Consider the following 14,074-nt stretch of genomic DNA (forward strand, 5'->3'; position numbering starts at 1 on the left):
GAAATGTGCTAAACGAGGGGGCATGGGATACCCCCGGCATGGGTGAGGTGCGTCAATCAGTGCTGTGCGGCCAGGCGCTGGCGAATCTGTTCAAAATGGTCAGTGTTGTACAGTTTGCCATCAAGGAAACGGGTTTTCAGTTCACCTGCTTTTTCCTGTTCCCGGGTCTGTTCATCATGCAGTTGCAACTCGCCCAGGCTATCTCTTTCCACCCGCAACAACCCGCGTGCTGAACGTTTCAGGCCGCTGTCGGTTTTTGGCTCTTTATAGATCATTCGTCCCTGACCATTAACCACTCCCCAGGTCGCCTTCATGGCAAAACCGAAGGTATCACGGGTGTTGTACTGGTAGGTAAAAGAGCCGACCCCGAAGACCACGTTTGCGCTGGCAAAGCCTTTCGCTTCCAGCCGACGCAGGATCTCATCTGCACGAGCAAGCGTGATGGAATCGCCGTAAATCAGACCAACGTGCGGATCCAGCACTTTGTAGCCCTTCTCATTCACCGTGCCGCCGAAGATTTCCCACAACACTTCAACGGATCCTTTCTCTTGCGGGCTGCGATCGGCGCGGGTATCGTCGTCGGTGCCAGTTCCGCAAAGAATTGCTACCGGATCGCCGCTATCCGGGCGGAACACCACGCGTCCCTCACGCCCGAGGATTATCTGTTTCAGCTCCCGGGTGTATTCCGTTATGACGCGCCAGTAATCCCAGGTATCTGAAACAATTGAAACAAATCCCTGCGGATAGAGATCCGCAATCAATCGACGGAAAGTTGCAATCTCATGCTCTTTCTCGCCCATGCACATAACACTGTGTTCGGTGGCCGGAATGCTCGCACCAATAAAGTACTCTTCACCATCGGTGTAGTAATCGCGGGCATACAGCAACGAAGGAATACTGTCAGTGCCTTTAAAACTCAATAAATGTCCGGCGCCTGCCTGCATGGTGTCCTGTAGTCCGGCCATGCCGCGAAAGGAAAAATCGTGGCACTGGAAATCGAGGTGCGACATATCGCTACAGGTTTTTTCCGCCCATCGTTCACAGACTTGACGATAGTGGTGGGCAATAGTGGCGTTGGTGGAGGCTTTCCACAGTTCAGCAGAGAGCACGGTTTCAAGGTAATTCACCAGCCAGAAAAATTCGTCGCGGGTATTGGTGATGGTCAGCACTGGCACTTTCATTGGCACTTTGCTGCCTTCATCAAGTGATTTGATGTGCAGAGGCAAATAACCCAGGCTATGCAGCGCCCGAATGTGATCCACCGGCACAGCATCTTTACCAAGGTAGCTGTCCATCACGGTTTTGTATTCATTCACCACATCCTCTTGCGGACGGGCAAAAAAGGACTCATTGAACAAATCGACCATAAACCATTGCAGAAAACCTTGCAGGCCAAAGAACACCAGTTTGCCATCTGCCACTGGCGAGGTGAAAAAGCGGTCACTGCGTGGCGTAAAGTTGGAGTACACCTGGGTGGTGCCCTGCGGATACTGAGCGCGATGGGAAACTTTATAACCGTCGATAGCAAGGACTGGATTTATTTTCATGGTGTTATCTCCCTTAAGCACAAAAAATGGTGTCGATATCAATAAGCTCAATACGCGGTTCGCGAAGCTGAGACGAAGCAAAAGAAGTGGTGGTATAGATGGCATCGATGCCGTTATTCAGCAGGTTTTCTACCCCTTTTGAAAAGACACCGTGCGTAACATACAGGCTCACGCTGCGGGCACCCGCATCGCGTAGCACCTGTGCGGAGCCGATAAAAGTGCCGCCCGCATCGCAAAGATCGTCAACAATGAGCACGTCTTTCCCTGCAACATCGCCGGAAACCAGCGCAAAACCGGTCAGGTTACCGCTCGCCACATCACGCTCTTTGGTGATGATGGCGTAATCCTGGGCGCCACTGGCTTTCGCCACGTTATGAATTTTCTTTAACGCCCCCGCATCGGGTGCCACCAGCATCAGCCTGCCCGTGCTGATGGCATGACGCAGGTTTTTGCTTTTCAGCAGGCAGGCCTCCTGAGCAATCACCACGCAGTTATTGATGGCCGCGGCTGCCGCATCGCTATGTGGATCCAGCAGAAAAACTTTGCTGAAGTTAAGTGTATTCAACTGATTAGCGAACACTTTAAGGGCAAAGCTATCACCGTTAACCATATGCCTGTCCTGACGCGCCCAGGGCAGCCAGGCCAGTTCAAGATGGCTTATCGCGATGTCGGTAACATGGCGCACAGCCTCAACCAGTTGTGCTAACAGCATGAAATCGTTCATATCACGCATGGCTGCGAAACGGATACGCATGACCCTGGCAAAACGTGGCAACTCATTGCTGACTTTTAGCCATACCGCACCATCAGGAAAGACACCATGCTCGATTTCAACTTGCTGATTATCAATAGTTAGTTCTATTTTTTTGGTCATAATTCACCTCACTATTAATTAATGTCCCTGGGACACATACAATATTGTCCATAAGACACTTATCGGCAAGTTATTTTTTGCACATTGAGAAGAAAAGGAATTAACAGCATGATATTTAAAGAAATAAAAGTTATCTTGCCGCGCTTCGTGGGGCTGATAAACTTGTGGCGTGTTAACTAAGACGAGTAAGCGATGATCAGCGAAGCAGAGTATCTGGATTCTTATGATGCCAGCCGGTTCCCTTCCCCCCTGGTGACGGTGGACAGCGTATTGCTAACGCTTCATGAGCAGGTACTTTGCGTTTTACTGGTGGAGCGTGCCAGCCCGCCGCAGCAAGGGTACTGGGGTCTGCCTGGCGGGTTTATCGATATCGAGCAGGATGAATCAACCCGCGCCACTGCGCTACGTAAGCTCACGGAAAAAACCGGTATCTCTCCCTCATGGCTGGAACAGCTGGATACCTTTTCTGGCGCACAGCGCGATCCGCGTGGCTGGAGTCTGACTATCGCCTGGTATGCGCTCATCTCATGGGTGGCCTGCGCTCCGCACGTCGCAACCGTCAGCGACGCTAAATGGGTACCGGTAAGCTCACTTGATGATATCGACCTGGCCTTTGATCACCGGGAGATAATTCAAACTGCGCTGCAGCGATTACGGCAGAAAACGATGTACTCTTTACTGCCTGTTTATTGTCTGCCTGATACCTTTACCCAGACACAATTGCAGGAGGCGACCGAAATTATCCTCGGCCAGCCTATCCAGCGAAAAAGCCTGATTCGCCGTTTCGAGGCTTCAGGCATGTTTGAAGAGACTGGCGAAAGCCTGGCGACTGGCGCACGGAAAGCGCGCTTATGGCGACGTAAGCCTGATGTCGACATCCATCTCTTTTCCCGTAATTTACTGGCGGATTAGCCTGTATACCGCTCGTAGCCCATGAAATGAACAATCGGACATGCTGCGTGTCGTTATAGTCATCCCCCAACAATTTATCGATTTTCTGTACTATGGCTGAAATGACCCCTTCGCAACTTTCGGAAATTGAAGAGAATACGCAGGACTTCCGCCCGATGCGCGGAGCGCGTAATCCCCATTTCCAGACCATGCTGCCGCGGATTATCCGTCGCAAGCTGGGCTTCGCCCCCCACTGGCAGCGCCTCGAACTCCCTGACGGCGACTTTGTTGATCTCGCATGGAGCGAAGATCCGGCTCAGGCCCGGCATAAGCCACGGCTGGTGGTCTTTCACGGGCTGGAAGGCAGCCTTCACAGTCCCTATGCGCACGGCCTGGTTGAGGCGGCAAAAGAGCGTGGCTGGCTTGGTGTGGTAATGCATTTTCGCGGATGCAGCGGCGAGCCTAATCGTCTCAACCGGATTTACCATTCAGGTGAAACTGAAGACGGGAGCTGGTTTTTACACTGGCTGCGCCGGGAGTTTGGCGAAGTGCCCACTGCGGCAGTCGGCTACTCGCTGGGGGGCAATATGCTCGCCTGCCTGCTGGCAAAAGAAGGCAGCAGCGCGCCGCTGGATGCCGCAGTGATTGTCTCAGCCCCCTTTGTGCTGGAAGCATGCAGCAACCATATCGAAAAGGGCTTTTCCCGGGTCTACCAGCACTACCTGCTCAATTTGCTCAAAGCCAACGCCTCACGCAAACTTAAGGCCTATCCAGGCTCCTTGCCGGTGAGCCTGGCGCAGCTGAAACGCGTCCGCCTGCTGCGCGAATTTGACGATTTGATCACCGCGCGTATTCATGGCTTTGCCGATGCGATCGACTATTATCGCCAGTGCAGCGCGATGCCGCTATTGAACAAAATAGCCAGACCGACACTGATTATTCATGCGAAAGACGATCCTTTTATGGATAGCCATGTGATTCCCGATCCGCAATCCCTGCCAGCGACAGTAGAGTATCAACTTACCGAGCATGGCGGCCATGTCGGCTTTGTGGGCGGCACGCTGCTTAGGCCGCAAATGTGGCTTGAGAAGCGGATCCCTGACTGGCTAAATACCTGGCTGGACGTCTAAGATGATAATTCCCTGGCAAGACCTCGCGCCTGAAACTCTGGACAATCTGATTGAGAGCTTTGTCTTGCGCGAAGGCACTGATTATGGTGAACATGAGCGCGCATTCGCGCAAAAAGTTGCCGATGTTAAGCGGCAACTGAAAAGTGGCGAAGCGGTGCTGGTGTGGTCAGAGTTACACGAAAGCGTCAACATTATGCCGCGCGCGCAGTTTCGCGAGTAACAGGATCCCGGCGAAAATACTCGCTTTTTCATGGAGCAACTATGTCTGCAAAACATCCGGTTATTGCCGTAACGGGCTCCAGTGGGGCAGGAACCACCACCACCAGCCTGGCGTTTCGTAAAATTTTCGCCCAGTTGAATCTGCACGCCGCCGAAGTCGAAGGCGACAGTTTCCATCGTTTCACCCGGCCAGAGATGGACATGGCCATCCGTAAAGCGCGCGATTTAGGCCGACATATCAGCTACTTTGGCCCGGAAGCCAATGATTTTGGTCTGCTGGAAAGCACCTTTATCGACTACGGGCAAACCGGGAAAGGTCAGTCGCGAAAATACCTTCACACCTATGATGAAGCGGTTCCGTGGAACCAGGTGCCAGGCACATTTACCCCCTGGCAGCCCCTTCCTGAACCCACGGATGTCCTTTTCTATGAAGGTTTGCACGGCGGCGTAGTCACGCCACAGCATGACGTTGCGCGGCATGTGGATCTGCTGGTCGGCGTGGTTCCTATTGTCAATCTGGAGTGGATGCAGAAACTGGTGCGGGATACCAGCGAACGCGGCCACTCCCGTGAAGCAGTGATGGACTCTGTCGTGCGCTCAATGGAAGACTATATCAACTTCATTACGCCGCAGTTTTCCCGCACCCATATTAACTTCCAGCGCGTTCCCACCGTTGATACCTCAAACCCGTTCGCCGCCAAGGTTATTCCATCACTGGATGAAAGCTTTGTGGTGATCCATTTCCGTAACCTTGAGGGGATTGATTATCCCTGGCTGCTGGCAATGCTGCAGGGCTCGTTTATTTCTCATATGAATACGCTGGTGGTTCCGGGCGGCAAAATGGGGCTGGCGATGGAGCTGATCATGACACCGCTGGTACAGCGGCTGATGGAAGGCAGAACGATAGCGTAATTTCAGCGCCCTCCCCTCGCAGGAGAGGGCCAGAGCAGGGCATCAGAACCTACAATGCCCTTATCCAGTCAGGCTTCAATCACTTCATATGTATGAGTGATGTTCGCCGCTTTTTCCAGCATCAGCGCCACCGAGCAGTACTTCTCAGCAGAGAGATCCACTGCACGCGATACCGCCGCATCTTTCAGCTCTTTTCCCGTCACAATAAAGTGCAGGTTGATATGGGTAAACAGACGAGGCGCTTCTTCACGACGCTCAGACGTCAGTTTCACTTCGCAGTCCGTCACATCGTGGCGACCTTTTTGCAGAATAGATACAACATCGATAGCGCTGCAGCCGCCAGCCGCCATCAGCACCATCTCCATCGGGCTTGGGGCTTTGTCGCCAGAGTTTCCATCCATCAAAATTTGGTGCCCTGATGCGGACTCGCCAAGGAACGTTAACCCTTCAACCCATTTCACACGTGCATGCATTTTGATTCACTCCGGAGTAGCAATTTTCTCTACAGATTACGCGTACATAAGAAAAGGCGCAACGGAAGGCGACCTGCGTCAAGCTGAAGCGAGACACCAGGAGACAGGCGGCAAAAGCTATGCTAAAACAGTCTGGATGCTACAGTGATACATAGACGTACTGCATGTATGCAGAGGACTATATATATTAGAGGCCGCAGACACGTCTGACGGTTCACTTCCCAAGTATCGGGAAGACAGATTGCAACCCCAGATGCAGGGTGCAGATCCTGAGTCTGGAGCCAGCTTATAACAGAGGATAACCGCGCATGGTGCTTGGCAAACCGCAAACAGACCCGACTCTCGAATGGTTCTTGTCTCATTGCCACATTCATAAGTACCCGTCGAAGAGCACGCTGATTCACCAGGGTGAAAAAGCGGAAACGTTGTATTACATCGTCAAAGGCTCAGTGGCAGTGCTCATCAAGGATGAAGAAGGGAAAGAGATGATCCTCTCTTACCTGAATCAGGGTGATTTTATCGGTGAACTGGGGCTTTTCGAAGAAGGTCAGGAGCGTAGTGCATGGGTACGCGCCAAGACTGCTTGTGAAGTGGCCGAAATTTCCTACAAAAAATTCCGTCAGCTGATCCAGGTAAACCCGGATATTCTGATGCGTCTGTCTTCGCAGATGGCGCGTCGCCTGCAAGTGACATCGGAAAAAGTCGGCAACCTCGCTTTCCTCGATGTAACAGGCCGTATTGCTCAGACGTTACTGAATCTGGCAAAACAACCCGACGCAATGACTCACCCGGACGGTATGCAAATTAAAATAACCCGTCAGGAGATTGGTCAGATCGTGGGCTGTTCTCGCGAAACCGTAGGCCGCATCCTGAAGATGCTGGAAGATCAGAACCTGATCTCCGCCCACGGTAAAACCATTGTCGTGTACGGAACACGTTAAGTCTTCGAACGGTGCATTATCATAGGTAATGCGCCGTTTTTGTTTCTATGTGGCGCAGGCTGATTTACCACCCCGAAATCAACTATGCACTGCGACAAACGCTGGTGTTATGTCTGCCGGTGACCGTTGGTCTGATTGTCGGCCGACTGGATCTCGGTCTTCTCTTCTCGTTAGTTCCCGCCTGTTGCAACATTGCCGGTCTCGACACCCCGCATAAACGCTTTTTTAAACGGGTGATTATTGGCGGTTCGCTTTTCGCCGGTAGCAGCCTCGCGGTGCAATTTTTACTCTTCGAAAATGTCCCGTTGCCTCTTATTCTGACGATGATGACGCTCATTCTTGGGGTGACCGCGGAAATCAGTGCGCTACATGGCAGGTTACTACCCGCCTCACTGATCGCCGCCATCTTTACTCTGAGCCTTGCGGGCAATATGCCGGTCTGGGAACCGCTGTTGATCTACAGTCTCGGCACCCTGTGGTACGGCGCGTTTAACGCCTTTTGGTTCTGGCGGGAGCAACCGCTTCGCGAATCCTTAAGTTTGCTGTACCGGCAACTGGCCGATTACTGCGAAGCAAAATACAGCCTGCTGACCCAGCATGCGGATCCGGAAAAAGCGCTGCCGCCGCTACTGGCCCGCCAGCAAAAGGCCGTGGATATGATTAGTCAGTGTTATCAGCAACTGCATATGCTGGCTGCGAATCATAATGGTGACTACAAGCGGCTGCTTCGTGTCTTTCAGATGGCGCTCGATTTGCAGGAGCATATAGCCGTCAGCTTGCATCAGCCTCAGGAAGTGCAGGCGCTGGTCGAACGCAGCCATGCCGAAGAAGTGATCCGCTGGAACGCGCAGACCGTCGCGGCCAGGCTGAGGGTCATTGCCGACGATATTCTCTATCACCGTTACCCCCAGCGCTTCAGTATGGATAAACAAATCAGCGCGCTGGAGAAAATCGCCCACCAGCATCCTGATAACCCGGTGGGGCAGTTTTGCGCCTGGCACTTCAGCCAAATCGCCCGGGTTTTGCGAACGCAGCGCCCCCTCTATATTCGCGATCTGATGGCGGAAAAGCAGCGCAGGTTGCCGCTACTACCGGCACTCAGAAGCTATTTATCTCTTAAGTCCGCGGCCTTACGCAACGCTGCGCGCATCAGCGTGATGTTAAGCGTCGCCAGCCTGATGGGCAGTGCCCTGCATTTACCCAAGCCCTGGTGGATCATGATGACCGTGATGTTTGTCACCCAAAACGGCTATGGCGCAACGCGAGTGCGCATTTTGCACCGGGCGGCAGGCACAATGGCCGGGTTAATCATCGCCGGAGCCACGTTGCACTACCATGTACCGGAAGGCTACACGCTGGTCACCATGCTGATTGTCACCCTGATAAGCTATCTGATCATTCGCAAAAGTTACGGCTGGGCGATGGTGGGCTTTACCCTTACGGCGGTGTACACGCTTCAGCTTCTGACCCTCAACGGCGAACAATTTATCGTCGCCCGTCTTATCGATACGCTGATTGGCTGTCTGATAGCCTTTGGCGGCATTGTCTGGCTGTGGCCGCAATGGCAAAGCGGCCTGCTGCGACGCAATGCCCATGATGCGCTGGAAACGTATCAGGACGCTATCCAGTTACTCCTGAGCAACGATCCGCAGGTCACGCCGCTGGCATACCAACGAATGCGCGTCAACCAGGCGCACAACGCCTTATTCAACCCCCTTAATCAGGCGATGCAGGAGCCGGGCTTCGATACGCGCTATCTGTCGGATATGAAACTGTGGGTCACTCACAGCCAGTTTATTGTTGAGCATATAAACGCCATGACCACCCTGGCGCGGGAGCACACCATGCTGACGCCGGACCTGGCGCAACGCTATTTGCAGTCATGTGAGATTGCGCTGCAACGTTGTCAGCAGCGGCTGGAATACGACGGAGCGGGAAGTTCAGGGGATGTGAATATTCTGGAAGCGCCGGAGACCCTGACACGGGGTCCTGTGAGCACGCTGGAACAACATCTCCAGCGTATTCTCGGGCATCTGAGCACCATGCACACCATTTCATCGGTGGCGTGTCGTCAGCGCCCGCATCATGGTATCTGGCTTAAACGTCGCTTACGCCGTTAGCCGTTAATCACTTTTGCCACCGCGCGGGCAAAACGATTCATACCTTCAACAATATCAGCATCTTCAACGATCAGCGCCGGGGCAAAACGCATTACATCCGGCCCGGCGTTCAGTACCATCACACCCTCTTCTGCCGCCGCATACAGGAAATCACGCGCCCGGCCTGTGAATTGCGGTTTCAGTTCAGCCCCAATCAGCAGACCCATACCGCGGATCTCACTGAACAGATCGTATTGCGCGTTGATTTTTTCCAGATGCTCAACAAAAAGTGCGCGCTTCGCATTCACGCCACTTAAGACTTCCGGCGTGTTGATGATATCAAAGGCCGCCCCTGCCACCGCGCAGGCCAGCGGGTTACCGCCGTAGGTGGAACCGTGGGAACCCGGATGGAAGGCGCTGGCGATCTCCTGAGTGGTCAGCATGGCGCTGACCGGGAAGCCGCCGCCCAGTGCCTTGGCGCTGGTCAGAATATCCGGCGTTACGCCATAGTGCATATAGGCAAACAGCTCACCACAACGCCCCATCCCACACTGCACTTCATCAAAGACCAGCAGCGCTTTGTGCTCGTCACACAGGTCACGCAGGCCTTGTAAAAACTCTGGCGTTGCGGCAGTCACGCCACCTTCGCCCTGGATAGGTTCGACCACCACCGCACAGGTGTGATCGTCCATGACCGCTTTGACAGCATGCAGATCGTTAAAGGGCACATGGACAATATCAGCCGGTTTTGGACCAAAACCATCAGAATACTTTGGCTGCCCGCCCACGGTCACCGTGAAGAGGGAACGACCATGAAACGCATTATGGAAAGCGATGATTTTGGTTTTGTGCGGACTATGGCGAGTGGACGCGTAAAAACGCGCCAGCTTAAATGCCGTTTCGTTGGCTTCGGTGCCGGAGTTCATAAAAACCACCCGCTCAGCGAAGGTCGCGTCAACCAGCTTACGCGCCAGACGCAGTGCTGGCTCATTAGTGAAAACGTTGCTGATGTGCCACAGAGTTTCACCCTGCGTTTTTAACGTTTCGACCAGCGTCGGGTGACAATGCCCCAGCGCGGTAACCGCTATTCCCCCCGCAAAATCAACGTACTCTTTACCTTGTTGATCCCATACGCGGCTGCCCTTTCCCTTCACCGGGATAAATTCGGCCGGTGCGAAGATTGGTAAAATGACTTCGTCGAAGGTTGCGCGCGTAATTGCGTCTTGCTGAGTTGCCATGTGACCCCACCCTTGTTAAATAAGAAGCAGAAGTGAAAATATAATCACGAAATATGCATAAAAAATCACTCAATGGCAACTAAAAATCGGTGCGATGCAGAAAGTTATTCAGTAGCGCATGACCCTGTTCACTGAGAATGCTCTCCGGATGAAACTGCACTCCTTCGAGATCCCACTGGCGATGGCGAATCCCCATGATCTCCTGGGTTTCACTCAAGGCAGTGACCTCAAAACAGTCCGGCAGCGTCGGGGGATCGATAAGCAATGAATGGTAGCGTGTGACGGTAAGCGGGTTGTTCAGGCCGTGAAAAACGCCCTTCCCGGTATGGCTAATCGGTGAGGTTTTCCCGTGCATAACTTTCTGCGCACGCACAATACGCGCGCCAAATGCCTGCGCAATCGCCTGGTGACCCAGGCAGACACCGAGGATCGGCAAAATGCCGGCATAATGGCGGATAACCTCAAGTGAGATCCCGGATTCATCGGGCGTGCAGGGCCCTGGAGAGATAACAATCTTTTCAGGCGGGTGGGCCGCAATGTCCGTCAGTGTTATTTCGTCGTTCCGCCTGACCTCGACCCGCGCGCCCAGCTCGCAAAAATATTGGTACAGGTTCCAGGTAAAAGAGTCGTAATTATCAATCAGCAGGATCATGGCGGCCTCGTAGAAATGTGCCGCCCTATTCTACTCAGATTCATTCACTTCGCTTACCACTTTGCCAAAGATCGTACGTAGCGGGGCCAGTTCCCCCATAGCCCCGGCCTGATTTGCCGCAGCCCAGCCCTGCGGATCGATATCCCGCCAGTCAAGCTGGTAACCGGCATGCAATGCCAGCTGTTCAAAGAAGATACGCTGCGTGATGCCGTTGCCAATACGAAAAGGGTGAAGCACATTGATTTCACAGTAGTAATGCGCCAGTCGCTCCACAAACTCAGCGAACTTAAGATGCTGAAGATACTCTTCGCCTTCCAGGCTGCGCATCAGGGCATTGCCCTCTTTCTCGATATACGCAAAATGGCAAAAACGGGTATCGCCCTGGTAAATATCCACCTCACGAAAAGCGCCTGCCCAGGCGAAAATATCCTGATAGAGGTGGCGGTGTATCGCACAAAGATGAGGTAAGCCACCCACCTTCGGCCCCAGTTCAAGGGTGGCGGCACGCAGAGCTGTCAGTTCCCACGCCGCCTGTTCCAGCCGCTGGGCCTGGTGAATATCGAGGATATTGCGCATCACATTGATGCCGGGGTACAGATAAGGATCGCGACCGTTGCCATATTTATCGCTCATAGTGCCTCCTCAACGCTTGCAGGCGCACATTGGCCTCTTCAGGCGTGAGCGTCACCAGTGGGCTGTCAACATTCTCCAGATGGCGACTGGCCTGAAAATTGATATTGCGTTGCTGCTCCCAGAGTCGGGATTTTTGTCGGTCAGTGAGTTTTTTGTTCATAACGCCTCCCTGATATCTCGCTCATTTGCCACAAGTATAAGCAGCATTTACGCGTTACGCAGGAAGGGTCTGGCAGTACGGGCCATAAGCAACCCGTACTGAAAAAGATTACGGCAGGACTTTCGCAGAGAGGATAACAACCGGTTTTGACGGCACATTCTGGTATGGGCCGACATCATGGGTGGGGACCTGAGAGATTTTGTCTGCAATCTCCATCCCCTTCACAATCTTACCAAATACCGCATAACCGAAATCGCGTTGACCGTGATCGAGGAAAGCGTTATCTGCAACATTCAGGAAGAACTGGCTGGTGGCGCTGTCTTTGTCAGCCGTGCGAGCCATGGAGATGGTGCCGCGGGTGTTACGCAAGCCGTTGTCGGCTTCGTTTTTAATCGGCGGATTTGGCTGCTTCTGCTGCATTTGCTCGTTAAAACCGCCGCCCTGAACCATAAAGCCCGGGATCACGCGGTGAAAGGTGGTGTTGTTATAAAAACCACTGTTCACATAATCGACAAAGTTTTTTACCGAGACCGGGGCTTTCTGTTTATCCAGCTCCAGTTCAATATTGCCAGCGGAGGTGGTAAGCAGAACATGAGGATCGCCTTTTGCCGCGAGAGCAGAAGAGGAGATCACTGAGAGGGCACATACAGCCGCAAAAGCCGCCAGAGTCGATTTAACCATGAGGTTTCCTTAACGAAATGCAGGTAACAAAGCGAGTGGCTTGATTCTAAAGAGCAGTCCGCCAGCAGGCCAGCCTTTTACTTAATTTTACGCAATTGAAACACATGTAACCTGAATGGCCACGCTTCCGGTGGCCATTCTGTTACCGCCTTCACTTCGCCTGGCGACTAAACAGCACTTCTTCACCACCGCTGTCGGTCTGCACCCAACTTTGCGCCAGCTGGGTCGTGGCAATAATCCGCCCGTGGCGAATCGACCAGCGTACCGGTGACTGGCAACGTACCGCATCAAAACCACTGCTGACAGGCAGAATAATCATATTGGCAGGATTGCCGGTCGCAATGCCGTAGTCCTTAAGCCCGAAGGTCCGCGCACTGTTGTGGGTGATAAGATTCAGACCATCATCAATTTGCTGATATCCCATCAACTGACAAACATGCAGCCCCATATGCAGCACCTGAAGCATATTGCCGGTTCCCAATGGATACCATGGATCAGAGACATCATCATGACCGAAACAGACATTAATGCCTGCCGCCATTAGCTCTTTTACCCGAGTGATGCCGCGCCGCTTGGGATAGTCATCAAAGCGCCCCTGCAAATGAATATTGACCAACGGGTTGGCGACGAAATTAATGCCGGAGAGTTTAAGCAGGCGGAACAGCCGCGAAGTATAGGCCCCGTTGTAGGAGTGCATTGCGGTGGTGTGGCTGGCGGTCACCCGCTCCCCTATGCCCATTTTCAGCGCCAGAGCCGCGACGGTTTCGACAAACCGCGACTGCTCATCATCAATTTCATCGCAGTGAATATCCAGCGGCCGGTCATATTTCTGCGCCAGCTCAAAGGCTATATGTAGCGATTCGACACCGTACTCGCGGGTGAATTCGAAATGCGGAATAGCCCCCACCACATCGGCACCGAGCCGTAATGCCTCTTCTAACAATGCGGCGCCATTGGGATAGGACAAAATCCCCTCTTGTGGGAAAGCGACAATTTGCAAATCTATCCACGGGGCGACCTCCTGCTTAACCTCCAGCATCGCTTTTAGCGCGGTAAGGTCGGGGTCGGAAACATCGACATGCGTACGTACAAACTGGATCCCGTTGGCCATTTGCCACTTCAGCGTTTGCCAGGCTCGCTGTTTAACGTCTTCATGGCTGAGCATGGCTTTACGCTCGGCCCAGCGCTCAATACCTTCAAACAAGGTCCCTGACTGATTCCAGTTCGGCTCCCCTGCCGTCTGGGTGGTATCAAGATGAATATGCGGTTCAATAAAAGGCGGAACCGCCAGCCCGCCGCGGGCGTTCAGCACCTCATAGCTCTCACCCTGGGTGGATCCCATAGGGGTGATTTCGCCAAAGCTCCCTTGCTCAATACTGATTTGCCATAACCCTTCACGCCCTGGCAAATGAACGTTCTGAACCAACCAAAGTGGTGCTGCTGACATACCCTACCCCCTGGGATTAACGCTGAAACACTGTTTCAGGCAATTGCCATAATTCCGCGCTCTTTTTTGTACACAATTTCCGCAAACACGAAAAGCCTGACAGATCCGACACTTATAAAAATCATGAAAAATCAGATATCTACCCATTAAGTGGTAGGCGAAGATGCACTTGATTTA

15 protein-coding genes are annotated in these 14,074 nt (G+C 53.1%); 6 read left to right on the top strand and 9 right to left on the bottom strand.

All coding sequences use genetic code 11. The annotated features are described in order from the left end of the window. Nucleotides 1–56: 56 nt before the first annotated feature. Nucleotides 57–1,547: a nicotinate phosphoribosyltransferase gene (locus tag ACSZO4_RS04655; protein ID WP_437887680.1), complete on the bottom strand. Its 1,491-nt coding sequence runs from the start codon at nt 1,545–1,547 to the stop codon at nt 57–59. 13 nt (nt 1,548–1,560) lie between these two features. Then, nucleotides 1,561–2,421 carry a ribose-phosphate diphosphokinase gene (gene prs, locus ACSZO4_RS04660; RefSeq protein WP_437887681.1) on the bottom strand — a complete coding sequence of 287 codons (861 nt, stop codon included), beginning with the start codon at nt 2,419–2,421 and terminating at the stop codon, nt 1,561–1,563. A 192-nt stretch (nt 2,422–2,613) separates the two neighbouring features. Here prs and ACSZO4_RS04665 point away from each other — a divergent pair, with 192 nt between their 5' ends. From ACSZO4_RS04665 to ACSZO4_RS04680, 4 genes are all read left to right on the top strand, one after another. Further along, nucleotides 2,614–3,333 carry an NUDIX hydrolase gene (locus tag ACSZO4_RS04665; protein WP_437887682.1) on the top strand — a complete coding sequence of 240 codons (720 nt, stop codon included), beginning with the start codon at nt 2,614–2,616 and terminating at the stop codon, nt 3,331–3,333. A 92-nt stretch (nt 3,334–3,425) separates the two neighbouring features. Next, nucleotides 3,426–4,442, top strand: a complete 1,017-nt coding sequence (locus ACSZO4_RS04670) for a hydrolase (protein WP_437887683.1) — start codon at nt 3,426–3,428, stop codon at nt 4,440–4,442. A 1-nt stretch (nt 4,443) separates the two neighbouring features. Next, nucleotides 4,444–4,662: a YheU family protein gene (locus tag ACSZO4_RS04675; protein ID WP_437887684.1), complete on the top strand. Its 219-nt coding sequence runs from the start codon at nt 4,444–4,446 to the stop codon at nt 4,660–4,662. Nucleotides 4,663–4,703: 41 nt separating this feature from the next. Further along, nucleotides 4,704–5,573: a phosphoribulokinase gene (locus tag ACSZO4_RS04680; protein WP_437887685.1), complete on the top strand. Its 870-nt coding sequence runs from the start codon at nt 4,704–4,706 to the stop codon at nt 5,571–5,573. A 68-nt stretch (nt 5,574–5,641) separates the two neighbouring features. Here the strand turns inward: ACSZO4_RS04680 and ACSZO4_RS04685 are convergent, their stop codons facing one another. Beyond that, nucleotides 5,642–6,046: an OsmC family protein gene (locus ACSZO4_RS04685; RefSeq protein ID WP_437887686.1), complete on the bottom strand. Its 405-nt coding sequence runs from the start codon at nt 6,044–6,046 to the stop codon at nt 5,642–5,644. Nucleotides 6,047–6,354: 308 nt separating this feature from the next. Here ACSZO4_RS04685 and crp point away from each other — a divergent pair, with 308 nt between their 5' ends. Together crp and ACSZO4_RS04695 are read left to right on the top strand one after the other, a co-directional pair. Next, nucleotides 6,355–6,987, top strand: a complete 633-nt coding sequence (gene crp / locus ACSZO4_RS04690; protein WP_000242758.1) for a cAMP-activated global transcriptional regulator CRP — start codon at nt 6,355–6,357, stop codon at nt 6,985–6,987. A gap of 47 nt (nt 6,988–7,034) precedes the next feature. After that, complete coding sequence (locus tag ACSZO4_RS04695) at nt 7,035–9,107, top strand: YccS/YhfK family putative transporter (protein ID WP_437887687.1); 2,073 nt, start codon at nt 7,035–7,037, stop codon at nt 9,105–9,107. On the opposite strand, the gene argD is transcribed toward ACSZO4_RS04695, so the two are convergent. From argD to ACSZO4_RS04725, 6 genes are all read right to left on the bottom strand, one after another. Further along, on the bottom strand, nt 9,104–10,324 hold the full coding sequence (gene argD, locus ACSZO4_RS04700) for a bifunctional acetylornithine/succinyldiaminopimelate transaminase (protein ID WP_437887688.1): 1,221 nt from the start codon (nt 10,322–10,324) through the stop codon (nt 9,104–9,106). The two genes, ACSZO4_RS04695 and argD, sit on opposite strands and share 4 nt — an antisense overlap. Nucleotides 10,325–10,403: 79 nt before the next feature. Further along, nucleotides 10,404–10,976, bottom strand: a complete 573-nt coding sequence (pabA, locus tag ACSZO4_RS04705; protein WP_437887689.1) for an aminodeoxychorismate synthase component 2 — start codon at nt 10,974–10,976, stop codon at nt 10,404–10,406. A gap of 30 nt (nt 10,977–11,006) precedes the next feature. Next, nucleotides 11,007–11,609 carry a putative adenosine monophosphate-protein transferase Fic gene (locus tag ACSZO4_RS04710; RefSeq protein ID WP_437887690.1) on the bottom strand — a complete coding sequence of 201 codons (603 nt, stop codon included), beginning with the start codon at nt 11,607–11,609 and terminating at the stop codon, nt 11,007–11,009. Then, on the bottom strand, nt 11,599–11,769 hold the full coding sequence (locus tag ACSZO4_RS04715) for a YhfG family protein (RefSeq protein ID WP_437887691.1): 171 nt from the start codon (nt 11,767–11,769) through the stop codon (nt 11,599–11,601). Before ACSZO4_RS04715 ends, ACSZO4_RS04710 begins: the two co-directional genes overlap by 11 nt. A 108-nt stretch (nt 11,770–11,877) precedes the next feature. Continuing rightward, nucleotides 11,878–12,450 (bottom strand): peptidylprolyl isomerase A, encoded by a 573-nt coding sequence (gene ppiA / locus ACSZO4_RS04720; protein WP_437887692.1) that lies wholly within the window; start codon nt 12,448–12,450, stop codon nt 11,878–11,880. 151 nt (nt 12,451–12,601) lie between these two features. After that, a complete protein-coding gene (locus ACSZO4_RS04725; protein WP_437887693.1) occupies nt 12,602–13,897 on the bottom strand; it encodes a cytosine deaminase in 1,296 nt (431 codons plus the stop codon). Nucleotides 13,898–14,074 lie beyond the last annotated feature (177 nt).

It is taken from the genome of Phytobacter sp. V91 (genome assembly GCF_965644225.1).
Taxonomy (GTDB): Bacteria; Pseudomonadota; Gammaproteobacteria; order Enterobacterales; family Enterobacteriaceae; genus CBFFRJ01.